Here is a 25,510-nt window from a genome sequence, read left to right on the forward strand (position 1 = left end):
CCGATGCGATACTGGGGGGCAGACTAACGCCAAGGACCGACGATGCAGACCACACCAGAATCCGTCACCGCGGTCGCCGATGCGCCATTGCCCCGCCGGATCCGCACATTCATCGTGCTGATCGCACTGCTGCAGGGCGGCCTGCTGTATCTGGCCGCACTGGGCCAGCAACACGGCGTGTGGCTCTTCACCGACTTGGGCGCGCGGATCTGCTGGTACACCGTGGTGCTGACGGTGCCTGGCCTGGTGCTGCTGAGCGTGCAGGATCTTCGCGATTGGCGGTTGTGGCAGCACGTGGCGGCAAGCACGCTGGTATTGGCCGCCCTGGGCAGCTGGGCGGCGTGGAGCGCCACCGGCGCGCCGACCCTGCAGATCGCCACGGTGCTGTGGTCGTTCGGCTTCACCGTCACGGTCGGCTGGTTCGTCGCCCTGCCCTGGCTGCAGCACCGGCAACTGCACGGTCATTGGCGGGCGGGCTACCACGCCCTGTTCGAATACGCCTGGCAGAACGCGCTGACGCTGGCGCTGGCACTGCTGTTTGTGGGGGTGTGCTGGATGGTGCTGGGGCTGTGGGCCAGCCTGTTCGCGCTGGTCAAGATCAGCTTCTTTGCCGAACTGTTCCGCGAACAGGCGTTTGTCTACCTGGCGACCGGCGTCATCACCGGGCTGGGCATCCTGATCGGGCGCACCCAACACCGCGCGGTGCAGGTGTTGCGGCAGATCCTGTTCGCCCTGTGCACCGGTCTGCTGCCGCTGCTGGCCGGCATTGCGCTGCTGTTCCTGCTGGTGCTGCCGTTCACCGGGTTGCAGGCGCTCTGGCAGACCCGTTCGGCCGCCACGATCCTTATCAGCCTGGTGTTCGGGCTGGTGCTGTTCACCAACGCGGTGTACCAGGATGGCAGCGGGCTGCCGCCGTATCCGCGCTGGTTGCGTCGGATGATCGAGGCCGGCCTGCTCAGCCTGCCACTACACGCAGCGCTGGCCGCATACGCGGTGGGCCTGCGCATTGCGCAGCACGGCTGGACCAGCGACCGCGTCTGCGCCGCATTGCTGGCCGCACTGGCGCTGGCCTATGCGGTGGCCTACGCGTTGGCGGTGTTGCGACCACGCACCGATCGTTGGCTGCCGCAGCTGGCCGGCGGCAACAAGGTGCTGTCGTGGGTGGTGATCGGCCTGGCCGTGCTGGTCAACACTCCCGTGCTCGACCCCTACCACATCACCGTGCAGAGCCAGATGCAGCGCCTGGCCAGCGGCACGCAAGAGAGCGTAGACAAGAACCTGGAATTCCTGCGTTTCAAAAATGGCCGCCGCGGCTATCTGGCGGTGCAGTCGCTGCGCCAAACCCCCGCCTTTGCCGGCAACCCCGCACGCAAGCAGAAGCTGGAACAGCTGTTGGCGCGCACCAGCCGCTGGGGCGGCAATGACAGCGTGGAAGATCAGAAGGACAAGCAGCTGACCGACCTGGCCAAGATCCGCCAGCATGTGACCGTGGCAGCCGGCCAGGCAGACCCGCCGGCGGACTGGTGGCAGTACCTGATGAGCTCCAAGCCGCTCTCGGGCGCTTGCACCCAGGGCAACAGCAACTGCGTGGTCAGCAGCAGCGACATCGATGGCGACGGCCAGCTCGATCTGCTGCTGTGCAATCTCAACGGCGACTATGCGGTCGCCTGCGAGCTGCAGACCCGCAACCGGCATGGCTGGTATCAGGCCGGTACGGCACAGCTCTATTCGCTCGACGACGAGGCCATGAGTGAAGTGAGCCAGGCGCTGCGCAGAGCTCAGATCCAGACACGGCCCACCCGCTGGCCGGACCTGGCGCTGCCGGGAGACCGACGCATCCACATCCGACCCAGCGAAGAAGGCATCCGTCCGGAGTCCCGGCCATGAGCGGCTATTGCGCCATCGCACCGGGCCACCCGATTCATGGCCATTACCACGACCACGAATACGGCTTCCCGCAGCGCGACGAGCGCGAGCTGTTCGAGCGCCTGGTGCTGGAGATCAATCAGGCCGGGCTGAGTTGGGAAACCATCCTGCGCAAGCGCGGCAACTTCCAGCGCGCCTACGACGGCTTCGACGTGGACACGGTGGCCGCCTATGGCGAGAGCGACATTGCGCGGCTGCTCGGCGATGCCGGCATCATCCGCAACCGGTTGAAGGTGCTGGCGGCTATCCACAATGCGCAGGTCATCCAGCAGTTACGCGCTTCGCACGGCAGTTTCGCGCAATGGCTGGATGCGCAGCATCCGCTCGACAAAACCGCCTGGGTCAAGCTGTTCAAGAAGACCTTCCGCTTCACCGGCGGCGAGATCACCGGCGAGTTCCTGATGAGCCTGGGCTACCTGCCAGGCGCGCACCATGCCGATTGCCCGGTGTTTAAGCGCATCCAGGCGCTGTCGCCGCCGTGGCTGCAGCACGGCAAGGCCTAACGGCGGCATCAGCGCGCAGACGCCGGCAGGCAGTTGCCCTGCCGCAGCTGCCGCGGGCATGCGCATATACCGCTCCGGCGTGATGGGTGCCGCTGCCGATCGCAGCGGCACCAAGGGCTTCAGGTAACGCGTTGGATCAAACGCCCATATAACGATGCGGGCGGTGATTGAACATCAGCACCAGGCTCAGCATCAACGCGCCCAGCGCCGAATACAGCACCTTGTCCGGGGTGAGGACACTGAAGGCGACCAGCATCAGCATCGCATCGAAACTCATCTGCACCTTGCCGGCGCTCCAGCCGCGCTCGCGCTGCAGGTACACCGCCAGGATGCCGATGCCGCCCAGGCTGCCGCGATGGCGAATGAAGAACAGGATGCCCAGGCCCGCCAGCGCGCCGCCGACGATCGCCGAAAACAGCGTGCTGATGTGCGCGTAATCGGCCCAGCGCGGCAGCAGGTCGGTGAGCGCACCGCAGGCGCCTACCGCGGCAAAGGTCTTCAGGGTGAATTCCCAGCCCATGCGGCGCACGCTCAGCCAATAGAACGGCAGGTTGACCAGCACGAACACCAGGCCGAAGTTCCAGTGCAACGCGTAATGCAGCAGGAAGGCCACGCCGGCCATGCCGCCGATCATCAGGCCGCCCTTGGCGAAGATCGCCAGGCCCAGCGAAGCCACCAGCGTCGCCAGCACCATGCCCTGCACGTCCTCGGCCACCGAGTGATGGAACGCGTGGTCGTCGGCCGGGGTGCCGGCCGAATCCGGTGGCGGCGTCAACGGACCGGAAGTCATCACTGTGCCGTCGTCGGGCAACGGCTGTTGCTCCGGACGGAGATCGGAATCGGGAAGGCTCACGGGCTGGGCACTGCGGTGGGGTGCGGATATTAGACACTATCGGCCCGCCTGGTTACATCTGAAACATCACCCAACGCGTGCGTTGCGCCGCTGCACGTTCATCGGCCATGGCGGCGCCCGCCGCCGGCATCGCGCGCAAAACAGCTGCAAGCAGCACGCTGGATCGGATTCAGCGCAGACCATCCCGCTTCCTTCCATGCACGCCTGGCCATCCGCCACGGCGTGCAGCGCTCCTGCAGGCGCTCAGCGAACCTCGGCGATCTCCACGCCATCCAGGCCCTGCGCCAGGGTCTTGGCGTCGCCGCCCTGCGACAGCTTGATGCGCAGGCGCACCTCGTTCTGCGAGTCGGCGTAGCGCAGCGCGTCTTCGTAGCTGATCTCGCCGGCCTGGTACAGCTCGAACAGGCTCTGGTCGAAGGTGCGCATGCCCAGGTTGGTGGACTCCTTCATGATCTCCTTGAGCTTGTGGATCTCGCCGTCGCGGATGTAGTCCTGCACCAGCGGCGTGCCCAGCATGATCTCCATAGCCACGCGCCGGCCGCGGCCATCCGGAGTCGGAATCAACTGCTGCGCGACCACGCCCTTGAGATTGAGCGACAGGTCCATCAACAACTGGTTGCGCCGGTCTTCCGGGAAGAAGTTGATGATGCGGTCCATCGCCTGGTTGGCGTTGTTGGCGTGCAGGGTGCACAGCACCAGATGGCCGGTTTCGGCGAAAGCCACGGCATGATCCATGCCTTCACGGGTGCGCACCTCGCCGATCATGATCACGTCCGGCGCCTGGCGCAGGGTGTTTTTCAGCGCGTTTTCCCAGCTGTCGGTATCGATGCCGACTTCGCGCTGGGTGATGATGCAGCCCTCGTGCTTGTGCACGAATTCGATCGGGTCTTCGATGGTGATGATGTGCCCGGTGGAATTCTGGTTGCGGTAACCGATCATCGCCGCCAGCGAGGTGGACTTGCCGGTGCCGGTGGCGCCGACGAAGATGATGATGCCGCGCTTGGTCATCGCCAGCGTCTTGATCACCGGCGGCAGGCTCAACTCTTCCACCGTGGGGATACGCGTTTCGATCCGGCGCAGCACCATGCCGACCTGGTTGCGCTGATAGAAGCAGCTCACGCGAAAGCGCCCGACCCCGGACACGCCGATGGCGAAATTGCACTCGTGGGTCTTTTCGAATTCTTCGCGCTGCGACGGCGTCATCACGTTCAACACCAGATCGCGGCTCTGTTGCGCGGTCAGCGGGGTCTGGGTGATCGGACTGATCTTGCCGTGCACCTTGATCGCCGGCGGCATCCCCGAGGTGATGAACAGATCCGACGCCTTCTGGTGCGCCATCAGCTTGAGGAAGGAGGTGAAGTCGATGGTGCTCATGGCGTGCTCCTCGGGAGCAGGGATTCGGGATGGGAGATTCGGGATTCGCAAGAGCGGGGTCCGGTCAGGGAGCCGCCGTTGCGAATCCCCAATCCCGAATCCCGAATCCCGGCTACTCGAATATCCGCTTGTCCTTGGCGTACTCGCGTGCCTGGTTACGCGTGATCAGGCTGCGCTTGACCAGGTCCTGCAGATGCTGGTCCAGCGTCTGCATGCCGTATTGCTGGCCGGTCTGGATCGAGGAATACATCTGCGCCACCTTGTCCTCGCGGATCAGGTTGCGGATGGCCGGGGTGCCGACCATGATTTCCCAGGCCGCGGTGCGTCCGCCGCCGACCTTCTTCAGCAGCGCCTGCGAAATCACCGCGCGCAGCGACTCGGACAGCATCGAGCGCACCATCGGCTTTTCGCCGGCCGGGAACACATCGATGATGCGGTCGATGGTCTTGGCCGCCGAGCTGGTGTGCAGGGTGCCGAACACCAGGTGGCCGGTTTCGGCGGCGGTCAGCGCCAGGCGGATGGTCTCCAGATCGCGTAATTCGCCGACCAGGATGATGTCCGGATCTTCGCGCAGCGCCGAGCGCAGCGCCTCGTTGAAGCCGTGCGTATCGCGGTGCACTTCGCGCTGGTTGATCAGGCACTTTTGCGAGGTATGCACGAATTCGATCGGATCCTCGACCGTGAGGATGTGGCCGTATTCGTTCTTGTTGATGTAGTCGATCATGCCGGCGAGCGTGGTCGACTTGCCCGAACCGGTCGGGCCGGTGACCAGGATCAAACCCTGCGGCTGGTCGATCAACTGGCGGAAGATCGGCGGGCAGCCCAGGTCTTCCAGCGTCAGCACTTCGGAAGGAATGGTACGGAACACCGCACCGGCGCCGCGGTTCTGGTTGAACGCATTGACGCGGAAGCGCGCCAGCGACGGAATCTCGAACGAGAAGTCGACCTCGAGGAATTCCTCGTAATCGCGACGCTGCTTGTCCGACATGATGTCGTAGACCAGCGCGTGCACCTGTTTGTGGTCCAGGGCCGGAATATTGATGCGACGGACATCGCCATCGACACGGATCATCGGCGGCAAGCCGGCCGACAGATGCAGGTCCGATGCCTTGTTTTTGACGGAAAACGCCAATAGTTCAGCGATATCCATGCGCTGCTTTTCCCCTAGGCTGCGATTGGAAGGTACTCCCCGAGCGGCAGTATAGCGTTCTGGCTGCTGGCGGGAAGCGGCGCGCGGCCGGTTCAGGCCGGCACCGTCGGGCACGCCTGAAGGCGTTGGTTTGCGGCCGCGGTGCGGGCACGGTCCTTGCCTGGGCCAGCGCCGCGCCGATCGCCAGCTCGCCCCGCCTGTGGGCAGGCTCGGCGCGGGCTGGCGCCACTGCAGCGTCATCGCCGGCCCGATCCGACGCGCCGGCTGGAAGGACGCAGCCGGGGGCGGCACTATAGCGTTCCTTTCCTGCCTGGATTGCCACGTGCCGGCTTCGTCGCTGCAGCAGATTCTCGATGCCATCCACGCCGTCGCGGCTCGGCACGCGCGCGCCGATGTGCGCCTGCTGGCGGTGTCCAAGACCCGGCCGGCAGATGCGGTTGCCGCGCTGGCGGCGCAGGGCCAGCGCGCATTCGGCGAAAACTACGTGCAGGAAGCGCAAAGCAAGATTGCCCAACTGCAGACGCTCGGCCTGGAGTGGCACCTGATCGGCCACCTGCAATCCAACAAGGCCGAACTGGCCAGCCAGTGGTTCGACTGGGTGCAGACCGTGGACCGCGCCAAGCTGATCGCGCCGCTGGCCAACCATCGGCCGGCCGGTCGCGCACCCTTGAATGTGCTGATCCAGGTCAACATCGACGACGAGGACAGCAAGCACGGTTGCGCGCCGGAGGCGGTCGACGGCCTGGCCGCGGCCATCGCGCTGCAGCCGCGGCTGCAACTGCGCGGCCTGATGGCGATTCCCGCGCCATTCCCCGAGCAGGCGCGCCGCATGGCAGCGTTTACCCGCATGCAGGCACTGTTCGATGACCTCAAGCGCCGCTACCCGCAGGTGGATACCTTGTCGATGGGCATGAGCTCGGATTTTGCCGAAGCGATCGCGGCCGGCGCGACCATGGTGCGGGTCGGGACTGCGTTGTTCGGCGAACGCGGCTCGTCGGCTGCTGCAGCATCCTGACCGTCCGTCCCGATCGGTCTCGCGTAGCACATCGCCGTTTCCTCTTACTTAAGGTGTCGCAATGACTCTGCCCTCCTCGCCCGCGCCTTCCGCTGCAATCACCGCATTCGTCGGCGGCGGCAACATGGCGCGCAGCCTGATTGCCGGGCTGATCCGCCAAGGCGTGCCCGCGGCCAGCATCCGCGTCGCCGAGCCGGTGGCCGAACTGCGCGATGCGCTGTCGCGCGACTTCGGCGTGCATGCGGTGGAGCAGGCGCGCAGCGCCGTGGACGGCGCAGCCATCTGGGTGCTGGCGGTCAAGCCGCAGGTGCTGCCAGCGGTATGCGCGCAGCTGGCCGATCTTGCGCAGGCGCAGCAGCCGCTGCTGCTGTCCATCGCCGCCGGCATCACCGCTCCGCAGCTGGAGCGCTGGTCCGGCGGCGAGCTTGCGGTGGTGCGCGCAATGCCCAACACACCCGCCCTGCTCGGTGCCGGCGTCACGGGCTTGTATGCCAATCCACGCGTCTCCGACGCGCAACGCGCGCAGGCAACCGGCCTGCTGGAGAGCGCCGGCGTCACCGTCTGGATCGACGACGAGGCGCAGATGGATGCGGTGACCGCGGTCTCCGGCAGCGGGCCGGCCTATGTATTTCTGCTGGCCGAAGCGATGGAAGCCGCCGCGCAGGCGCAAGGCCTGCCAGCCGACACCGCACGCACGCTGGTGCTGCAGACCCTGCTCGGTGCCTCGCGCATGCTGACCGAATCGGGCGAAGCACCGGAGCTGCTCCGCCGCCGGGTGACCTCGCCCAACGGCACCACGCAGGCGGCAATCGAGACATTTCAGGCCGGCCAGTTCGAAGCGCTCACCGCCAAGGCGATTGCCGCAGCGACCGAGCGCGGCCGTAGCCTGTCGGCGGCCAATGATTAGTCGACCGGTGACGGGACATCGTCCAAAGCAGGAATGTCTCGCAGCGGCCAGCCGTGACGCGCGCGGGAGTGCCACGGCGACCGTGCAGTGGAACCGTCACGACACGTCGCGCATCGGCGCCTGCCAGGTGCAGGAGAAAAACCGGCGCACGTGACTGGCGCAGATGGCAGCAACAGCGCGAACGCAGCGGGTCGACGGATCGAAGCCGGCAACGCCAGACGTCTCCTGCAAGGCGTAGCCACGCAGCAACGCTGATCGCGGCAGCGAACGCCACCGCCAGCTGCACGCCGTAGCCACTCCTCAGCGGCGAGCGCGATGCAAAACGCACACAGGGCTTCGCGCAAACGATCTGCTGCTATGCGTCAGACACCGCATCGCCCTGCGCCTCGCAGCCGTGTGGACAGCGCTTTCGCGGAGGTTTTCTGCCGCCGGTGAACGAATCCCCGTCAAAAGACGCTTTTTTTCGGTTGTTTCATCGTTTCCCTATTGGCGGCGCGCAGCAGTTGCCCTACATTTCGCGTTGCCGACTGGGTCGGCAGACCCAACACCACCAACGATCACGGAACACATAACTCATGGCAAAAACCGCCGCTAAGAAGGCTGCCCCCAAGAAGGCAGTGAAAAAGGTCGCCGCGACCAAGACCGCAAAGCCGGCCAAGGCCACTGCTGCCAAGTCCGCTGCGCCGAAGCCGATCAAGGAAGCGCTGAGCAAGACCGGCCTGGTCGCGCACATTGCCGAATCCACCCAGCTGGCTCCGAAGGACGTCCGCGCTGTTCTGGCGACGCTGGAATCGGCCGCTCATTCGTCGCTGAGCAAGAAGGGCGCGGGCTCGTTCACCCTGCCGGGCATGCTGAAGCTGACCAGCGTCCATGTGCCGGCCAAGCCGAAGCGCAAGGGCATCAACCCGTTCACCAAGGAAGAGCAGACCTTTGCAGCGAAGCCGGCCAGCTTCAAGGTCAAGGCTCGCCTGCTGAAGAAGTTGAAGGACGCCGCGCTCTAATCGAGCACGCCTGCGTTGTCACGAAGGCGGCCTGCGGGCCGTCTTTTTTGTGCGCGCGCGTGACCGGCCGCATCACTCCCCACATGCCGCTCATCGCCGCTTGCCTACCCTGCACGCTGATTTGCAACGCAGCAGGTGCATGTGACCGATCCGTCGTCTCCTCGCCCACCCACACCGCCGTCATCGGCAATCCGCAGCCCCGCGCGCCGGGTGCGCCGGCTGCTGGTGTCGATCGCGCTGCTGTGCGCCCTGGGTGTGGCCGCACGCTGGGCATGGCAGTTGCCGGTCGCCGAACAACTGCGTACCAGTTGGGAGCTGTCGCGCATGCCGCCACCCGTGCAGTTGTCGGTTCCGGTCGAAGGCGTGCAGGCGCGCCGCATCGCCGACACCTTCGGCGCACCGCGCGGTCGCGACCGACGCCATGCCGGCGTGGATATCTTCGCGCCGCGCGGCACGCCGGTGCTGTCCGCAACACGCGGGGTGGTCAGCGCCATCCGCGATCAAGGCCTGGGCGGCAAGCAGGTCTGGGTGCTCGGGCCGGCGATGGAGCGCCATTACTACGCGCACCTGGACGATTGGGCCGCCGGGTTGGCCGTTGGCGATGTCGTCGAGCCCGGCACAGCGCTCGGCATGGTCGGCACCACCGGCAACGCGCGCGGCACGCCGCCACATCTGCACTATGGTGTCTATGGGCGCAACGGTGCGTACGATCCACTGCCGCTGCTGCGCAAACCCGTGCCACAGCCGGCACAGTGAGCATGCTGGAACACTGCGTCATGGCCTGAGCTATCGAGGCCGTTGCTGGCTACGCCTATGGTGGAGTCAGCCCAAGGAACGACGCCCCCTCCATGTCCCGAAAACGCTATCGCATTACGGTCACGCCCATCGAGAGCGATGGCCGCCCCTGCAGCGATCGCTGCACCATCGAATTCGAACAGCGCTCGCGGGCCGACTGGATGCGGCTGCTCGAGGAGCTGCACCTGCGACGCGATCTGAGCAGCGACGAATGCGCGGCGCTGACGGTCGGCTCGCAGCTGCTGGAAGACCTGGCCGCCCGCCCGCGCGCGCAGCCAAGCGATGCACTGGAGGCCTTGCGGCCAAAACTGCAGTTGCTGCTGGAACGCCTGCAACGCGTGCAACCGGCCGCCGGCACCTGAGACCGGCGTCGCGGCGACCGCTACACTGCGCGCATCGGGGACGGGAGATGCGCCATGCGTGGGTTGGGGATCGTCATGCTGGCAACGGCAATCGCCGGTTGCAGTTGCCATCGCAGCGCTGACAAAGAAACGGGCAACGCGGCAGCGTCCTCGCACGTTGACGCGGCGACGCAAACGCCGACTACCGCCACCACAGACAACACGCCCGCACGACCCGCAAGCGATGCCACCCCTGACGATGCGGTTGCGCGCGCCAACTTCGCCAAAGCAAGCGCGACCGTGCAGCGATACCTGGGCGCGTTGCCAGGTGCGGCACGTGGCGATGCCGATGCACTGTGGAGCGGCGGTCGTCCTGCCCCGGTGCCGGACGATGCGGCGCTGCGCGGTATCGGCAATATCCAGTCGATGCGTATCAATAACGACGCGCCCATCGCACTGGATCAGGAACAGCCCCCGCGCCGGATCGAAGTGCCGGTGCAATTGATCGTGCGCACCGACACCGGCACCCAACGCCTGGTCGGCGCCTACCGGCTGCAGCCGCGCAGCGGCAGCGACGACTGGGAGATCTACTCGGCCACCCTGCACCCGGTATTGCGCTAACCCACGGTTCACCGGCACCGACTAAGGTGATCGCACCTGTTGCCGGAGTCACCCGATGAAACTGCGTTCGCTTGCCGGATCCATGCTTGCCCTCGCTCTGGCGCTACCCACGACCAGCGCGTGGGCAACGCCGCAGATCCAGGGACACCAGATCAGCGTACAGGGCAGCGACCTGCAGCAATTCCTCGGTGGCCGCTTCCCGCAGACGCACGATGCACTGGGCGGCCTGGTCGAGATGACGGTCAGCAATCCGGCACTGTCACTGCCGCCGGGCGACCGGCTCAAGATGGCCTTCGACCTGGCGCTCGCCACTGCCGGCGGCGCGCCTGCACCGGTCGGCAATGTGACCTTGACCAGCGCACTGCGCTACGACACGGCCAAGCAGGGCTTTTATCTCGATCAACCCACCATCGATGATTTCCGGCCGGCCAACGCTGGTGCAAAACTCGACCACAGCACCCGCCAGCTGCTCAATGCCTGGCTGGCCGATTACGCGCGCAAGGAGCCGATCTATCGCATCGATCCGGCCATCGCGGCGGTGATGGGCAATGTGCAGGTGGAGTCGGTCGGCATCCAGAACGGCCGCGTCGCGGTGAATTTCAACCAGAACATCGAGCAACTGGTGCCGGCCGCTGCATTGTCCGGGAAATAGGCTGACGCGCCAGTTGCGACGCATGGCTTGAAACACGCCGTCATGCCGTCACGCCGGTCTGCGCAAGCGGCCCTCGGATCAAGACAAAGGCCCGGCATCACCACGCCGGGCCTTTGTTTTCATCTCAACGTTGCAAGGGACCGATCAGGCCACCAGGGCCTTGGCCACTGCAGCGGTAAAGGCCGGGATATCGTCGGGCTTGCGGCTGGTGATCAGCGACCCGTCGACAACCACCTCCGCATCCTGCCAGCGTGCGCCGGCATTGCGCAGGTCGGTCTTGACCGACGACCACGAGGTGACGTCGCGGTCGCGAACCAGATCGCTTTCCACCAGCAGCCACGGGCCGTGGCAGATCGCGGCGACCGGCTTGTCGGCACTGGCAAAGGCCTGGATGAATGCGATCGCCTTGGCGTCACCGCGCAAGGTGTCGGGGTTGAGCACCCCGCCAGGCAGCACCAGCGCGTCGTAGCTGTCGACCTTGGCCTGATCCAGCCGCTGGTCCACCTGCACCGAATCGCCCCAGTCGGTCTTGTTCCAGGCGCGGATCTGCGCAGCGTCGCCGGGCGCAATCACATCGACCGTGGCGCCCCAGGATTCCAGCAGGCGCTTGGGCTCAATGAGTTCGGATTGTTCGAAGCCATCGGTGGCCAGCACTGCGATGGTCTTGCCGGAGAGCGAATACGACATGCGGGGACTCCTTACTGAAAAGAAGCCCGCACGCTAGGCGCGTACCTGTTGCGCATGAGTGAATCGATGTGTGCGCCGCGTCAGTGCGACGCCGGCACCGGTGCTCAGCGCTTGGGCTGCAGCATCGTGCCGGTGCAGTTCTTCGACCCGCAGCGGCATGCCCAGATCTTCTTCAAACGCGGCGTATGCCGCTCGGCCAGGGTGATGCCGTAGTTATAGGTGAGCTCTTCGCCGGCCTTGATCGCGCGCTTGGCCTCGATGAAGATCTTGTCCTTGCTGCGGTCGTCGCCTTCGGCCTCTTCGATCACCGCTTCGCAATTGGGATTGCAACTGTGGTTGATCCAGCGCGCGACATTGCCTTCGTAATTGGCATCCAGCACGTAGTCGTCGCTGAGCGTGAAGAGGAAGGTGTGGCCACTCTCCACATCGCCAGTGTCATCGGCATCCACTTCCGCGTGCGTGCGCAGCCGCCCCTTGTACTGGATGATGCGCTCGCCCTTGCGGAGCGCGGCGAGGGCGAACATGCCATTGCCGTGGATACGTGACTTGCGGGCGGCAACTTTGCGCGACATGAAGGGGTCCAGTGATGGGGCCGCTCATTGTGACTGCAGCGCGACGATGCGCCAAGCACAAGCGCAGCAGTACCCGCAACGGCTGCTGCTTGCCGGCGGCTGAACCAGGCAGGTGGCCCTGCCCTGGCTAAAAGCGTACAATTTCGGTCCGCTTTCGGATTTATCGCCTTCCCATGTTGCGCGTCACCAAACTCACCGATTACGCCACCGTCGTGTTGACCGTCCTGGCAGCGCGCTGCGGCCAGGTGCTCAGCGCCAGCGAACTTGCCGAGCAGGCCGGCCTGGAAGCGCCGACCGTGAGCAAGATCCTCAAGCCGCTGTCGCAGGCTGGCCTGGTCGAAGGGCTGCGCGGCGTGCACGGCGGCTACCGGCTGGCGCGCGCGGCCAGCGAGATCACGCTGGTGGAAATCGTCGAGGCGATGGAAGGCCCGCTGGCGATCACCGAATGCAGCCAGGACCACAGCCAGTGCGGCATCGCGCAGACATGCGGGGTGCGTTCCAACTGGCGCCTGATCAACGACGTGGTCGGCGATGCATTGCGTCGCGTCACGCTCGCACAGATGTTGCAGCCCCTCTCTCTCCCTGGCGACAGCCGTCGGCGTTCCATCGCCGCACGCGTCGCGACCACCTGACCCTGTAGGCAGCCCGATGGCCACCGAACTTGCACCCCCGCAGAATGCCGAAATTATCGAACGGCTGGGCCGACGCTATGACGCCGGCTTCATCACCGAGATCGAATCGGACTCGCTCCCACCCGGCCTGGACGAGGACGTCATCCGTGCCTTGTCGGCCAAGAAGGACGAGCCGCAATGGATGACCGACTGGCGTCTTGAGGCGTATCGGCACTGGCTGAAGATGCCGATGCCGGAATGGGCGAAGCTGAAGGTCTCGCCGATCGACTTCCAGGCGCTGAGCTATTACTCCGCGCCCAAGGGCCCGAAGTACGCCTCGCTGGACGACGTGCCCAAGGAACTGCTCGACACCTACGACAAGCTCGGCGTGCCGTTGCACGAGCGCGCCCGGCTGGCCGGCGTGGCGGTGGATGCGGTGTTCGACTCGGTCTCGGTCGGCACCACCTTCCGCAAGGAACTGGCCGAAAAGGGCGTGATCTTCTGCTCGATGTCCGAAGCGATCAAGGAACATCCGGAGATCGTCAAACAGTATCTGGGCAGCGTGGTGCCGGTCGGCGACAATTATTTCGCCGCGCTCAACTCGGCGGTGTTCTCCGACGGCAGCTTCGTGTTCATTCCTGCGGGCGTGCGTTGCCCGATGGAACTGAGCACCTATTTCCGCATCAATGCCGGCCACACCGGGCAGTTCGAGCGCACCCTGATCGTGTGCGAGGACAAGGCCTACGTGTCGTATCTGGAAGGCTGCACCGCGCCAATGCGCGATGAAAACCAGCTGCACGCGGCGGTGGTCGAGCTGGTGGCGCTGGAAGATGCCGAGATCAAGTATTCGACCGTGCAGAACTGGTACCCGGGTGACGAGGAAGGCCGCGGCGGCATCTACAACTTCGTCACCAAGCGTGCCGAATGCCGTGGCGCGCGCAGCAAGGTCACCTGGACCCAGGTCGAAACCGGCTCGGCGATCACCTGGAAGTATCCGTCCTGCGTGCTGATCGGCGACGACTCGGTCGGCGAGTTCCACTCGGTGGCGCTGACCCATCACCGTCAGCAGGCCGACACCGGCACCAAGATGATCCACATCGGCAAGCGCACCAAGAGCAAGATCGTCAGCAAGGGCATCAGTGCAGGCCGCGGACAGAACACCTATCGCGGTCTGGTCAAGGTGGACCGCAATGCCGACGGCGCGCGCAACTACACCCAGTGCGACTCGTTGTTGATCGGCAAGCAGTGCGGCGCGCACACCTTCCCCTATATCGAGGTGAAGAATCCCGGCGCCACCGTCGAGCACGAGGCCACCACCTCCAAGATCAGCGACGACCAGCTGTTCTATTGCCGCGCGCGCGGCATCAGCCAGGAAGACGCGGTGTCGCTGATCGTCGACGGCTTCTGCAAGCAGGTATTCCGCGAGCTGCCGATGGAGTTCGCGGTGGAAGCCAAGAAGCTGCTGGAAGTCTCGCTGGAAGGCAGCGTCGGCTGACGCTGCCTGCAGGGATTCGGCATTGGAGATTGGAGATTCGCAACGTCCCGCTCCCTGCCATCCCGGCTCTTCTGCTGTTACCAATCCCAAATTTCGAATAACCAATCCCATGCTTACGATCAACAACCTCCACGCCAGCATTGCCGGCAAAGACATCCTCAAGGGCCTGTCGCTGGACATCCAGCCGGGACAGGTGCACGCCATCATGGGGCCCAACGGCGCGGGCAAATCCACGCTGGGCAACGTGCTGGCCGGGCGCGACGGCTATGAGGTCAGCGCCGGCACCGTGCAGTTCGAAGGCAAGGACCTGCTCGAGCTGCCGCCGGAAGAACGCGCGGCCGCCGGCCTGTTCCTGGCCTTCCAGTACCCGGTGGAAATTCCCGGCGTCAACAACACCTACTTCCTGCGTGCCGCACTCAATGCGCAGCGCAAGGCGCGTGGCGAAGACGAGCTGGACTCGATGCAGTTCCTCAAGCTGGTGCGGCAGAAGCTGGCCGTGCTGCATCTGAAGGACGAGCTGCTGCATCGCGGCGTCAACGAAGGCTTCTCCGGTGGCGAAAAGAAGCGCAACGAGATCTTCCAGCTGGCCGTGCTCGAGCCCAAGCTCGCCATCCTGGACGAGACTGATTCGGGACTGGACATCGATGCGCTCAAGAGCGTGGCCGACGGCGTCAACGCGCTGCGCTCGCCGGAGCGTTCGTTCCTGGTGATCACCCACTATCAGCGCCTGCTCGACTACATCACCCCGGACGTGGTGCATGTGCTGGCCGAAGGCCGCATCGTGCAGAGCGGCGGCCCGGAACTGGCGCTGGAGCTGGAAAAGCACGGCTACCACTTCCTCAAGGACCGCGTAGTGCCCGAGGCGGCTGCCTGATGAGCGCCCTGCTGGAATCCCTCGCCCGCGGCTTCAGCGGTAACGATGCGCGCCGGGTCGAACTCGATGCCGCGCTGCAGGCCGGCCTGCCCGGCCCGCGCGCCGAAGCCTGGAAGTACACCTCGCTGCGGCAGCTGGAGCGGCGCAGCTTCCAGCCCGCGCCGCTGGTGCCGACGCTGATCGATGCCGCGCTGCTGGACGAGATCCCGTCCCCGCGGCTGGTGTTCGTCAACGGCCGCCCGTCCGACGCATTGAGCGACCTGTCGACACTGCCGGACGGCGTGCAGCTGGACACCTTGTCAGCGTCGCTGGCCGCCGGCGACGAGGCGCAGCAGTTGCTCGGCCGCCGTTTCGACGGCAGCGATGAAATCTTTGCGCGCCTCAACGCCGCACTTGCCGACGAAGGCGTGCTGGTGCGCGTGCAGGACGGCGCGCAGATCGAGACGCCGCTGCATCTGGTCTTCATCGGCGTGGCCGGCGAGCACGACCTGTCCTGGCACCACCGTCACCTGATCGAACTGCGTGCCGGTGCGGCACTGAACGTGGTCGAGCACCACCTGCATGTCGGCGATGCCGCGCATCTGCACAACAGCCTGATGCATGTGCATCTGGCCCAGGATGCGGTGTTGTCGCATGCGCGCGTGCAGGCCGACAGTGCACACGCAACGTCGCTGCTGCGCACCGATGCGGTGCTGGCACGCAATGCGCGCTACCAGCGCGTGGACCTGGAACTGGGTGCCAACCTGTCGCGCCACGAGCTCAACGTGCGCCTGGAGGGCAACAATGCCCAGCTCACCGCCAATGGCGTGCTGCTCGGCAACGGCCGCCGCCATGTCGATACACGGCTGGGCATCGCGCACATCGCACGCGACACCACCTGCGAGCTGGTCTGGCGCGGCGTGGGTGCCGATCGCAGCCGGGTGGTCTTCCACGGCGGCATCAACATCCGTCCCGGCGCCGATGGCACCGACGCGCGGCTGTCGAACAAGAATCTGCTGCTGTCGGCCAACGCCGAGATCGACACCCAGCCGGTGCTGGTGATCGATGCCGAGGAAGTGCAGGCCGCGCATGGCGCCACCGTCGGCCAGCTCGACGACAATGCCTTGTTCTATCTGCGCTCGCGCGGCCTGCCGCAGGCCGAGGCGCAGCGTTTGTTGAGCGCGGCGTTCTGCCATGAGCCGCTGCGCGTGCTCCCCGCCGCGCTGACTGCGGTGCTGGCGCTGCAGCTGGACCGCGCACTGGCCTCGGCAGGCGTGGCATGAACGCGCCCGCCGCCACGCAACTGGCCGCGCCGGACTGGGAGCGCGTGCGCTCGGATTTCCCGTTGTTGATGCGGCAGGTGCATGGCAAGCCGCTGATCTATTTCGACAACGCCAACACCGGGCAGAAGCCGCTTCAGGTCATCGCCGCGACCGACGAGTTCTATCGTCGTCAGAACGCCAATGTGAGCCGCGCGGTGCATGCGCTGGGCACCGAGGCCACCGACGCCTTCGAAGGCGCGCGCAGCAAGCTCGCCCGCTTTCTCAACGTGCGCGCCGACGAACTGGTGCTGTGCAGCGGCACGACCTTTGCGATCAATCTGGTGGCCTATTCCTGGGCGCTGCCGCGCCTGGGCGTTGGCGATGTGATCCTGATTTCGCGCATGGAGCACCACGCCAACATCGTGCCGTGGCAGCTGGTGGCGCAACGCACCGGCGCGACCATTCGCGTGGCCGAGATCACCCCGGACGGCGCGCTGGATCTGGACGCCTTGCGCAAGGCGATGACGCCGGAAGTCAAGCTGCTGGCGATCACGCATGTGTCCAATGTGCTGGGCACGGTCAATCCGGTGCGCGAGATCTGCCGCGAGGCGCGCAAGCGCGGCATCGTCACCGTGGTGGACGGCTCGCAGGCCGCGCCGCATCGGCGTATCGACGTGGCCGGCATCGGCTGCGATTTCTACGCCATCACCGGCCACAAGATGTGCGGGCCCACTGGCACCGGCGCGCTGTGGGCACGGCGCGAACACCTGCAGGCGATGCCGCCGTTCCTGGGCGGCGGCGAGATGATCAAGGAAGTCAGTTTCGAGGGCACGGTGTTCAACGATGCCCCGCACAAGTTCGAAGCCGGCACCCCCAACATCGCCGGTTTCATCGGCCTGGGCGCGGCAGTCGATTACCTGGAATCGGTCGGGCTGGCGCACGTGGAAGCGCGCGAAGCCGAGCTGCTGGCGCATTTCACCGAAGAACTGCAGCGCATCGACGGCCTGCGCATCTTCGGCACCACGCCGGACAAGGCCGCGGTGGTGTCGTTCCTGATCGAAGGCGCGCATGCCCACGACCTGGCCACCCTGCTCGACCTGGAAGGCGTCGCGGTCCGCTCGGGCCAGCACTGCGCGCACCCGCTGCTGCAGTACTACGGCGTCGCCGCCACCTGCCGTGCCTCGCTGGCGTTCTACAACACGCATGACGAGATCGAGCGCTTCGTTGCTGCGTTGGTGAAGGTGCGTCGCCTGCTGGGTTGACGGCGGTGATTGGGGATTCGGCATTGGGGATTCGGAAGACCCCTTCGCCGCCTTGCAGCGCGTGCGCCAGACCTCTGTGCGTTGGCGCACGTGCCCATGGCAAGACACAGAGCAACGCCCCAATCCGGACATCCGACACGGTGCAAGAAACAGCGTTCTCGCGCTTTTACGAATCCCCAATCACGACTCCCGCTAAACTGCTCCCATGCAGACCACCACCTTCCGTACCGCCACCGTCGACGACATCGACGCCCTTGTGTCGCTGGTGACCTCGGCCTATCGCGGCGATGTCAGCCGCGTTGGCTGGACCACCGAGGCCGATTTTCTCGACGGCGCGCGGATCGATCCCGCGGTGCTGCGCGAGGACCTGTTGCGCGACCGCAGCCTGGTGCTGCTGGTCGAACAGGACGGGCGCCTGCGGGCCTGCGCGCATATCGCCGACGACCACGGTGCCGGCTACTTCGGCATGTTTGCGGTGGATCCCTCGCTGCAGGGCGGCGGGCTGGGCAAGACGCTGCTGGCCGAGGCCGAGCGTATCGCCTACACCGAGTGGCAGCTGCCGGTGATGCGCATGACGGTGATCGACATCCGCGATGAGCTGATCGCGTTCTACGAGCGACGCGGGTATCGCCGCACCGGCGTCTTCAAACCGTTCCCGTATGGCGACGCGCGTTTCGGCGTGCCGCTGCGCCAGGACCTGCGCTTCGAGGTGCTGGAAAAACCGCTTGGCGGCGCAGCGCCGTGAGCGACACCTGGACCTTCGTCTGCGCCAGCGAGGCGCTGCTGCCCGGCGAACTGCAGACCGTCTGGGATGAGGTGACCGACACCCCGATCGTCATCTTCAACCTCGACGGCGAGCTGTACGCGCTGGAAGACCGCTGCAGCCACGAAGACTACGAATTGTCGCCGGGTACGTTCGACCCGGCAGAAGGCAGCATCGAGTGCCTGCTGCACAGCGCCCGCTTCGGCATCCGCGACGGCCGCCCGCTGTGCGCACCGGCCTACACCGCGGTGCCCAAGTTCCCGGTCAAGCGCGAACACGGCGGCATCTGGACCCGCGACGACCGCTGACACCAGCCGGACCCGTGCGTGACACGGCCGCCATGAGCGCAGACCGCTCAGGACGCTGATCCGCAGTCCCGTCCCGTTCGGCGCGTGCCCGGCGTGCGCAGATCCGCGCCCCGCAGGAAAAGGATGCGCTGCCACGCCAGCGAGCGCGACAAGTCGTGCAAGCGACACCTCGGCCCACCAGCAGGCGCAAACCCGCGTGGTTCCCCATTCAAGCCTGCATTGAGTGCCGCAAAGGCCTGACGCTCAGCCAGCGCAATTGCCCGGTGCGTGGTACCAGCCGACAAAGATTGCAAAGAAGAATGATTTGCATTTAAGATCGCAGCCCTTCAGGCCTTCTTAACAACTGGCCTGCCCTGCGATCCCCATGCGCCCAGCTCTGCTCGACACTTTTTTCCCGATCCTGCCCCGCATGCGCCTTGCTGCGCAGCGCCTGTGCGTGTCCGGAGACTGGTCCGGCCGACTGGCCGCCTCCGGCTAGCGGGCGCGCGTTCCCCGATCTGCCTTCCCATCCCGCATCCGCCGAGCCATCGCCAGGCCGGAGCCTCTCTTTCTTCTCCGAGACGCCTCATGACTCCCAGGATTTCCCCGCTCACTTCGGCCGTGTTGCTGACGCTGTCCGCTCCTGCCCTCGCCCAGCCTGGCGATGCGCCGGCGCCTCCGGGCGCGGTCGATCTGGACGCCATCCGGGTGCAGCAGGAACGCGCGCAGAAGCCGTCCTCGCCCAAGTACACCGAGGTGCTGCGCGACACGCCGCAGACGATCACCGTGGTGACCAAGCAGACCATGGACCAGCAGAACCTGCTGTCGCTGCGCGATGTGCTGAGCACCCTGCCCGGTATCACCTTCGGCGCCGGCGAAGGCGGCGGTGGCTATGGCGACAGCATCAACCTGCGCGGCTTCACCGCCAGCAGCGACATCACCACCGATGGCGTGCGCGACAGCGCGCAGTACAGCCGCAGTGACACCTTCAACCTGGAAGCGGTGGAGCTGATCAACGGCGCCAACTCGGCGATGTCCGGCGCCGGCTCGGTTGGCGGCAACATCAATCTGGTCACCAAGACCGCCGGCCAGGGCGACTTCACCAACGTCGTGGTCGGTGGCGGCAGCGACCGCTATGGCCGGCTGACTGCCGACAGCAATTACGACTTCGAAAACGGCACCGCGGTGCGCCTGAACGCGATGGGCCACACCCAGGACGTGCCGGGGCGCGATGAGGAGTTCCGTCATCGCTGGGGCTTTGCACCGTCGGTGGCGTTCGGCCTGGGCTCGGATACCCGCTTCACCCTGAGCTACCTGCACCAGCACGACAACAACCTGCCGCAATACGGCGTGCCGTTCGCGCTCAGCCCGTTCAACGATGGCCCGCTGCCGGGCGTGGACCCGGAAACCTTCTTCGGTTACCGCAATACCTCGCGTCAGGAAATCGACGTGGACATGCTGACCGGCGTGCTGGAAATGGATTTCGACGACAACGTCAAACTGCGCAGCCTGGCGCGCGTGCAGCGCGTCGACCAGACCACCAATGCCACCGCACCGCAGGGCACCTGGTGCCTGCCCAACGGCACCGACCCGTACACCGGCCGCGCCTGCGTCGGCCAGCCGGCGGCCAGCTGGAACCCCAACAGCGGCCCGCGCGGCCTGGTCCGCGAGACGGAAAACTTCATCGCGCACAGCCAGACCGACCTGACCGCCACCCTGCACACCGGCGCCATAGAGCACCGTGTGGTCGCAGGCGTGGCCTTCAGCAAGGAAGACTTCGAACTCAATAGCGGCACCACCTTCCGCAATGCCGATGGCTCCACCACCGGCATCACCTACCCGGTGCAGTCCTTCGACAATCCGTACAACATCTGGACCGGCCCGCAGAATTACTTCCGCACCGGGCGCAGCAAGGGCAGCCTGACCAATCAGGCGGTGTACCTGTTCGACACGCTGCAGTTCAACGAACAATGGATGCTCAACCTGGGCGGCCGCTACGAGCACAACGAAGGCGACAGCACCACCTACACCGTCAACGCTGCCGGCAACGTCACTGGTGTGAGCGCGGGCTTCCCGGCCGGCAGCGAAGAGGACCTGTTCTCGTATCGTGCCGGCCTGGTATTCAAGCCGGCTGAGAACGCCAGCCTGTATCTGTCCTACGCCAACAGCAAGACCCCGTCCAAGGCCTCGGTCAACGGCTCGTGCACGCCGATCGCCACGGCCACGGCCGGTGCCAACTGCAATGTCGAACCGGAGACGGCGGTCAACATCGAACTGGGCGGCAAGTGGGACGTGCTGGACCAGCGTCTGGCACTGACCGCTGCGCTGTTCCGCAACGAGCGCGAAAACTACAAGGTCAACAGCGGCGATCCGCTGATCCCCGAGCAGGTGCTGGACGGCAAGGCACGGGTGGACGGCATCGCGCTCGGCGCCGCCGGTTACCTGACCGACCGCTGGTCGATCTTCGCCAACTACACCTTCCTGGACAGCGAAGTGCTGCAGAGCGTGTCCAACCGCACCGAGAGCCTCACCGGCGACCCGGTGGCCGGACGCGACCTGGTGCAGACCCCGCGCAATGCCGGCAACATCTGGACCACCTACACGCTCAATCAGTGGACCTTCGGCTACGGCGTCACCTACCAGGGCGGTTTCTATCCCAACAACGCCTCGGCCGCGGCCTATCGCAAGACCGACGACTACTGGGTGCACCGCGCGATGGTCGGCCTGCGCGTCAACGACTGGCTCAGCCTGCAGTTGAACGTCAACAACCTGTTCGACGAGGAGTACTACACCAGCGTGCGCAACAACCTCACCGTCAATGCGGCCGGCACCGTCACCGCCGGCAGTGGCTGGGCGCTTCCGGGCGAAGGCCGCTCGGCGGTGTTGAGCGCCACCTTCAGTTTCTGACCCACTGACACGCCGCCCGCACAACGCGGGCGGCGTGGAGACCACCGCATGTTGCTGCCCATTCCCGATGTTCTCAGCCCCGCCCAGCTCGCCGAGCTGCGCGCGCGGCTGGACGCGGCCGACTGGGCAGACGGCCGCATCACCGCCGGCCATCAGTCGGCGCAGGCCAAGGACAACGCACAACTGCCCGAAGACAGCGCCGTCGCACGCGAGGCCAGCGCGCTGGTACTGGACGCGCTCTCACGCAGCAGTACATTCTTTTCGGCGGTCTTGCCGCGGCGCATCTATCCGCCGCTGTTCAATCGCTACAGCGGCGGGCAATCGTTCGGCTACCACGTCGACAATGCGATCCGCTACGACCGCAGTCGCGGCGGCGCAGATCCCGTGCGCACCGATGTCTCCGCTACCTTGTTTCTCAGCGACCCGGACAGCTACGACGGCGGCGAGCTGGTGATCGAAGACACCTACGGCACGCAGTCGGTGAAGCTGCCGGCCGGGCACCTGGTGATCTATCCCGGCACCAGCCTGCATCGGGTGATGCCGGTGACCCGCGGCGCGCGTGTCGCCTGTTTCTTCTGGACCCAAAGCATGCTGCGCGACGATGCGCAGCGTCGCCTGCTGTTCGAACTGGATGTGTCGATCCGGCGGCTCACCCAGGACACCCCTGGCCATCCGTCGCTGATCCAGCTCACCGGCGTGTATCACAACCTGTTGCGGCAATGGGCCGATGTCTGAGCCCGCACTGGACCCGGCGCAGTTGATCGAGCTGCTGCGCAAGGCCGCCGAGCGCCAGGATCTGGCCGCGCAACTGCTGCTCGCCCAGCTCTACGCCGAAGGCCGGGGCATCCCCGCCGATCCGGCCATGGCGATGCTGTGGTACGAGGTCGCCGCCAATGCCGGGCATGCGGAAGCGATGAACCAGCTGGGGCGCTGCCACGAACTGGGCTTCGGCACCGCGTGCAATGAGGTGCTGGCGGCGCTGTGGTACCGCCGCGCCGCCGAGCACGGGCTGGATTGGGGCATGTACAACCTCGCCCATCTGTACGGCTCCGGCCGCGGCGTGGCGCAGGACCACGCGCAGGCGTTGGCGCTGTATCGCACCGCCGCCGAACGCGGACATGCCAAATCGATGAACTTCGTGGCACGCTATCTCGACCAGGGCCTGGCCTGCGCTGCCGATCCGGTCGCCGCGCGCCATTGGTACCGACGTTCCGCCGAAGCCGGCGATTTCCGCGGCCAGGCCGGTTACGCGACCTTGCTCGCAGACGCCGGCGACATCGATCAGGCCGAGCGATGGATGCGCCGTGCGATCGCCGGCGGGCATGCCGGCTTCCTGCAACAACTCACGCCATTGCTGGCGGGTGCAACGCAGCCACGTCTGCGCGCGTTGCTGGGCGAAGTGGCCGCGCGGCAATCTTACCTGCAGCCGTCGCTTGCGGCGGGTGTGGCCTGAGCGCGCCATGGCGACCTCCAACGACACTCTTGCCACCACCCAGCAACGCCGCGGTTTCTGGCTGCGCATGCTGCATCAATGGCATTGGATCAGTTCGGCGCTGTGCCTGATCGGCATGCTGCTGTTCACCATCACCGGGCTGACCTTGAACCATGCCGCGCGCATCGAAGCCAGCCCCTCGACCGAACACCGCACGCTCACGCTGCCGCCGGCCCTGCTGAAGTCCCTGGGCAGCCGCGAGGACGGCGATGCCCCGCTGCCGCCACGCGTGGCGCAGTGGCTGGAGCGTGAGCTGGACATCAGCATCGGCACGCGCGCGGGCGAATGGTCGGCCGACGAGGTGTATCTGGCGCTGCCGCGTCCTGGCGGCGATGCCTGGCTGAGCCTGGACCGCAGCACCGGCGCGATCGAATACGAGCGTACCGGGCGCGGCGCCATCGCCTATCTCAACGATCTGCACAAGGGACGCAATGCCGGGCCGGCCTGGGGCTGGTTCATCGACGTGTTCGCCATCGCCTGCCTGGTGTTCTGCATCACCGGGCTGTTCCTGCTGCATCTGCATGCCCGCCAGCGCCGCATGACCTGGCCATTGGTCGGCCTGGGTCTGCTGATTCCGTTGCTGCTCGCCCTGCTGTTGATCCACTGACTTTTTCCTACCGGAGACGATCATGCGCGCCACCCTGACCATCGCCCTGAGCGGCCTGCTCGCCATGCCGGCATACGCCGCCACGCTCGACATCAACGTCGAGATCCCCAAGCTCAACGTCGCCGAATATCACCGCCCGTATGTGGCGATCTGGCTGGAAGGTGCGGACCAGAAGGTCGCCGCCAATCTGGCCGTCTGGTATCAATCCAAGGACACCGCCGAAGGCCACGGCACCAAGTGGCTGCCGGACCTGCGCCAGTGGTGGCGCAAGAGCGGGCGCACCCTCGAGGTGCCGGTCGACGGCGTCACCGGCCCCACCCGTCCGGCCGGCGCGCATGCGCTGTCGTTCTCCGACACCAAGGGCGCATTGAAGTCGCTGCCGCCCGGCCAGTACACGCTGGTGGTGGAAGCCGCGCGCGAGGTCGGCGGCCGCGAGCTGGTCAAGGTGCCCTTTACCTGGCCGGCAAAGTCTGCGCAGACCGCCAAGGCCAGCGGCAGCAGCGAGCTCGGCGCCATCAGCCTGGTCGCCAAACCCTGAGCATTGCCTGCTGGTGGCGGCCGCGCGCAGCACACGCGGCCGGCCACGGCGCAGCTGCGCAATGCATCGCGTTGCCAGACACATTCGCTTCCCACGCATCCACGCAGCGCCATACCTGCGCGCTGATCAGACACGTGACCCACCGTCCTCATCGTCCTTCAAGGAGTTGTCATGAAACGTTCGCTCGTCCTGATCGCCATGCTCGCCGCACTGCCGCTCAGCGCACTCGCCCACAAGGCCTGGTTGCTGCCGTCGCAGACCGTCATCGCCGGTGAGGCGCCGTGGATCACCGTGGATGCAGCGGTGTCCAACGACCTGTTCTACTTCAACCACGTGCCGCTGCGCCTGGACAACCTGAGCATCACCGCGCCCGATGGCAGCGCGCTCAAGCCGGAAAATCCGGCCACCGGCAAGTACCGCAGCGTGTTCGACCTGCAGCTCACCCAGCCCGGCACCTACAAGCTGAGCATCGTCAATGCCGGCCTGTTCGCCAGCTGGAAGGAAGACGGCAAGCCCAAGCGCTGGCGTGGCGACGAAGCCCGCTTCGCCACCGAGGTGCCGAAGAACGCGCAGGATCTACAGGTCTCGCAGTCCTTCAACCGGGTGGAGACCTTCGTCACCCGCGGTGCGCCGACCACCACGGTCTTCAAGCCCGCCGGCAAGGGCATCGAGTTGATTCCGGTGACTCATCCCAACGATCTGGTCGCCGGCGAAGCGGCGCAATTCACGCTGCAGCTGGATGGCAAACCGGCCGCCGGGCTGGAGGTAGAGATCGTGCGCGGCGGCACCCGCTATCGCGATGCGCAGAACGAGATCAAGCTCAAAACCGATGCCAAGGGCGGCTTCAGCGTGACCTGGCCGGAACCGGGCATGTACTGGCTGGAAACCACCACCGAAGACACCAAGACCTCGCTGCCGCAGGCCAAGCAGCGCCGCCTGGGCTATGTCGCCACTCTGGAAGTGTTGCCGCAGTAATCTGCCGGCACGCGGCAGGAGTGCACGCAGCGTGCACCCTGCCGCCCCATCTTCATAAGGT

At 66.0% G+C, this 25,510-nt stretch carries 27 protein-coding genes; 22 read left to right on the top strand and 5 right to left on the bottom strand.

What is annotated here, in order from left to right; translation table 11 throughout:
- Positions 1–42: 42 nt before the first annotated feature.
- Both ABQ039_RS13415 and ABQ039_RS13420 read left to right on the top strand, forming a co-directional pair.
- Positions 43–1,887: a DUF4153 domain-containing protein gene (locus ABQ039_RS13415; RefSeq protein WP_349778035.1), complete on the top strand. Its 1,845-nt coding sequence runs from the start codon at positions 43–45 to the stop codon at positions 1,885–1,887.
- Positions 1,884–2,429 (top strand): DNA-3-methyladenine glycosylase I, encoded by a 546-nt coding sequence (locus tag ABQ039_RS13420; protein WP_184608947.1) that lies wholly within the window; start codon positions 1,884–1,886, stop codon positions 2,427–2,429. The genes ABQ039_RS13415 and ABQ039_RS13420 overlap by 4 nt, the downstream gene beginning before the upstream one ends.
- Positions 2,430–2,565: 136 nt before the next feature.
- Here ABQ039_RS13420 and ABQ039_RS13425 read toward each other — a convergent pair whose 3' ends face one another.
- From ABQ039_RS13425 to ABQ039_RS13435, 3 genes are all read right to left on the bottom strand, one after another.
- Positions 2,566–3,240 carry a YitT family protein gene (locus ABQ039_RS13425; RefSeq protein WP_024940756.1) on the bottom strand — a complete coding sequence of 225 codons (675 nt, stop codon included), beginning with the start codon at positions 3,238–3,240 and terminating at the stop codon, positions 2,566–2,568.
- A 285-nt stretch (positions 3,241–3,525) separates the two neighbouring features.
- The gene (locus ABQ039_RS13430; protein WP_016902355.1) at positions 3,526–4,656 is read right to left on the bottom strand and encodes a PilT/PilU family type 4a pilus ATPase; all 1,131 of its coding nucleotides are present in this window, start codon (positions 4,654–4,656) and stop codon (positions 3,526–3,528) included.
- Between the two features lie 112 nt (positions 4,657–4,768).
- Positions 4,769–5,806, bottom strand: a complete 1,038-nt coding sequence (locus tag ABQ039_RS13435; protein ID WP_003489919.1) for a type IV pilus twitching motility protein PilT — start codon at positions 5,804–5,806, stop codon at positions 4,769–4,771.
- A gap of 322 nt (positions 5,807–6,128) precedes the next feature.
- On the opposite strand from ABQ039_RS13435, the gene ABQ039_RS13440 reads away from it, so the two are divergent.
- From ABQ039_RS13440 to ABQ039_RS13470, 7 genes are all read left to right on the top strand, one after another.
- Positions 6,129–6,821: a YggS family pyridoxal phosphate-dependent enzyme gene (locus tag ABQ039_RS13440; RefSeq protein WP_102251601.1), complete on the top strand. Its 693-nt coding sequence runs from the start codon at positions 6,129–6,131 to the stop codon at positions 6,819–6,821.
- 61 nt (positions 6,822–6,882) lie between these two features.
- Positions 6,883–7,728 carry a pyrroline-5-carboxylate reductase gene (gene proC, locus ABQ039_RS13445; protein ID WP_039519851.1) on the top strand — a complete coding sequence of 282 codons (846 nt, stop codon included), beginning with the start codon at positions 6,883–6,885 and terminating at the stop codon, positions 7,726–7,728.
- A gap of 575 nt (positions 7,729–8,303) precedes the next feature.
- The gene (locus ABQ039_RS13450) at positions 8,304–8,729 is read left to right on the top strand and encodes an HU family DNA-binding protein (RefSeq protein WP_184608945.1); all 426 of its coding nucleotides are present in this window, start codon (positions 8,304–8,306) and stop codon (positions 8,727–8,729) included.
- 135 nt (positions 8,730–8,864) lie between these two features.
- Positions 8,865–9,485, top strand: a complete 621-nt coding sequence (locus tag ABQ039_RS13455) for a M23 family metallopeptidase (RefSeq protein ID WP_184608943.1) — start codon at positions 8,865–8,867, stop codon at positions 9,483–9,485.
- Positions 9,486–9,577: 92 nt separating this feature from the next.
- On the top strand, positions 9,578–9,886 hold the full coding sequence (locus ABQ039_RS13460; RefSeq protein ID WP_024940752.1) for a DUF3861 family protein: 309 nt from the start codon (positions 9,578–9,580) through the stop codon (positions 9,884–9,886).
- 279 nt (positions 9,887–10,165) lie between these two features.
- On the top strand, positions 10,166–10,486 hold the full coding sequence (locus ABQ039_RS13465; RefSeq protein ID WP_080639692.1) for a hypothetical protein: 321 nt from the start codon (positions 10,166–10,168) through the stop codon (positions 10,484–10,486).
- 55 nt (positions 10,487–10,541) lie between these two features.
- Positions 10,542–11,138: a DUF1439 domain-containing protein gene (locus ABQ039_RS13470; protein ID WP_016902348.1), complete on the top strand. Its 597-nt coding sequence runs from the start codon at positions 10,542–10,544 to the stop codon at positions 11,136–11,138.
- A 144-nt stretch (positions 11,139–11,282) separates the two neighbouring features.
- On the opposite strand, the gene ABQ039_RS13475 is transcribed toward ABQ039_RS13470, so the two are convergent.
- Complete coding sequence (locus ABQ039_RS13475; RefSeq protein ID WP_184608941.1) at positions 11,283–11,825, bottom strand: type 1 glutamine amidotransferase domain-containing protein; 543 nt, start codon at positions 11,823–11,825, stop codon at positions 11,283–11,285.
- Positions 11,826–11,929: 104 nt separating this feature from the next.
- Positions 11,930–12,397 (bottom strand): SET domain-containing protein, encoded by a 468-nt coding sequence (locus tag ABQ039_RS13480; protein WP_016902346.1) that lies wholly within the window; start codon positions 12,395–12,397, stop codon positions 11,930–11,932.
- Between the two features lie 173 nt (positions 12,398–12,570).
- On the opposite strand from ABQ039_RS13480, the gene ABQ039_RS13485 reads away from it, so the two are divergent.
- The 13 genes from ABQ039_RS13485 (at position 12,571) to ABQ039_RS13545 (ending at position 25,449) form a co-directional block, all read left to right on the top strand.
- Entirely contained in the window at positions 12,571–13,029 is a 459-nt protein-coding gene (locus tag ABQ039_RS13485) for an SUF system Fe-S cluster assembly regulator (protein ID WP_016902345.1), read from the top strand.
- A 16-nt stretch (positions 13,030–13,045) separates the two neighbouring features.
- Entirely contained in the window at positions 13,046–14,503 is a 1,458-nt protein-coding gene (sufB, locus tag ABQ039_RS13490) for a Fe-S cluster assembly protein SufB (protein ID WP_024938771.1), read from the top strand.
- Between the two features lie 109 nt (positions 14,504–14,612).
- Positions 14,613–15,377, top strand: a complete 765-nt coding sequence (gene sufC, locus ABQ039_RS13495) for a Fe-S cluster assembly ATPase SufC (RefSeq protein WP_039519836.1) — start codon at positions 14,613–14,615, stop codon at positions 15,375–15,377.
- Positions 15,377–16,639 (top strand): Fe-S cluster assembly protein SufD, encoded by a 1,263-nt coding sequence (gene sufD, locus ABQ039_RS13500; RefSeq protein ID WP_024938769.1) that lies wholly within the window; start codon positions 15,377–15,379, stop codon positions 16,637–16,639. The genes sufC and sufD overlap by 1 nt, the downstream gene beginning before the upstream one ends.
- Positions 16,636–17,880 (top strand): cysteine desulfurase, encoded by a 1,245-nt coding sequence (locus ABQ039_RS13505; protein WP_104543136.1) that lies wholly within the window; start codon positions 16,636–16,638, stop codon positions 17,878–17,880. The genes sufD and ABQ039_RS13505 overlap by 4 nt, the downstream gene beginning before the upstream one ends.
- A 205-nt stretch (positions 17,881–18,085) precedes the next feature.
- Entirely contained in the window at positions 18,086–18,625 is a 540-nt protein-coding gene (locus ABQ039_RS13510; protein WP_102581297.1) for a GNAT family N-acetyltransferase, read from the top strand.
- Positions 18,622–18,951, top strand: coding sequence for a non-heme iron oxygenase ferredoxin subunit (locus ABQ039_RS13515; protein WP_184608938.1), 330 nt, complete (start codon positions 18,622–18,624; stop codon positions 18,949–18,951). Before ABQ039_RS13510 ends, ABQ039_RS13515 begins: the two co-directional genes overlap by 4 nt.
- Positions 18,952–19,518: 567 nt before the next feature.
- Positions 19,519–21,837 carry a TonB-dependent siderophore receptor gene (locus ABQ039_RS13520; protein WP_047126918.1) on the top strand — a complete coding sequence of 773 codons (2,319 nt, stop codon included), beginning with the start codon at positions 19,519–19,521 and terminating at the stop codon, positions 21,835–21,837.
- 48 nt (positions 21,838–21,885) lie between these two features.
- Entirely contained in the window at positions 21,886–22,572 is a 687-nt protein-coding gene (locus ABQ039_RS13525; RefSeq protein ID WP_047126919.1) for a Fe2+-dependent dioxygenase, read from the top strand.
- Entirely contained in the window at positions 22,565–23,290 is a 726-nt protein-coding gene (locus ABQ039_RS13530) for a tetratricopeptide repeat protein (RefSeq protein ID WP_184608935.1), read from the top strand. The genes ABQ039_RS13525 and ABQ039_RS13530 overlap by 8 nt, the downstream gene beginning before the upstream one ends.
- Positions 23,291–23,297: 7 nt before the next feature.
- On the top strand, positions 23,298–23,936 hold the full coding sequence (locus ABQ039_RS13535) for a PepSY-associated TM helix domain-containing protein (RefSeq protein ID WP_184608932.1): 639 nt from the start codon (positions 23,298–23,300) through the stop codon (positions 23,934–23,936).
- A gap of 22 nt (positions 23,937–23,958) precedes the next feature.
- Positions 23,959–24,474 (top strand): DUF2271 domain-containing protein, encoded by a 516-nt coding sequence (locus ABQ039_RS13540; RefSeq protein ID WP_039519819.1) that lies wholly within the window; start codon positions 23,959–23,961, stop codon positions 24,472–24,474.
- A gap of 171 nt (positions 24,475–24,645) precedes the next feature.
- Complete coding sequence (locus ABQ039_RS13545; RefSeq protein ID WP_126965869.1) at positions 24,646–25,449, top strand: DUF4198 domain-containing protein; 804 nt, start codon at positions 24,646–24,648, stop codon at positions 25,447–25,449.
- The last annotated feature ends 61 nt before the right edge of the window (positions 25,450–25,510 follow it).

Source organism: Xanthomonas sp. WHRI 6108 (assembly GCF_040202385.2).
Lineage (GTDB): Bacteria > Pseudomonadota > Gammaproteobacteria > Xanthomonadales > Xanthomonadaceae > Xanthomonas > Xanthomonas arboricola.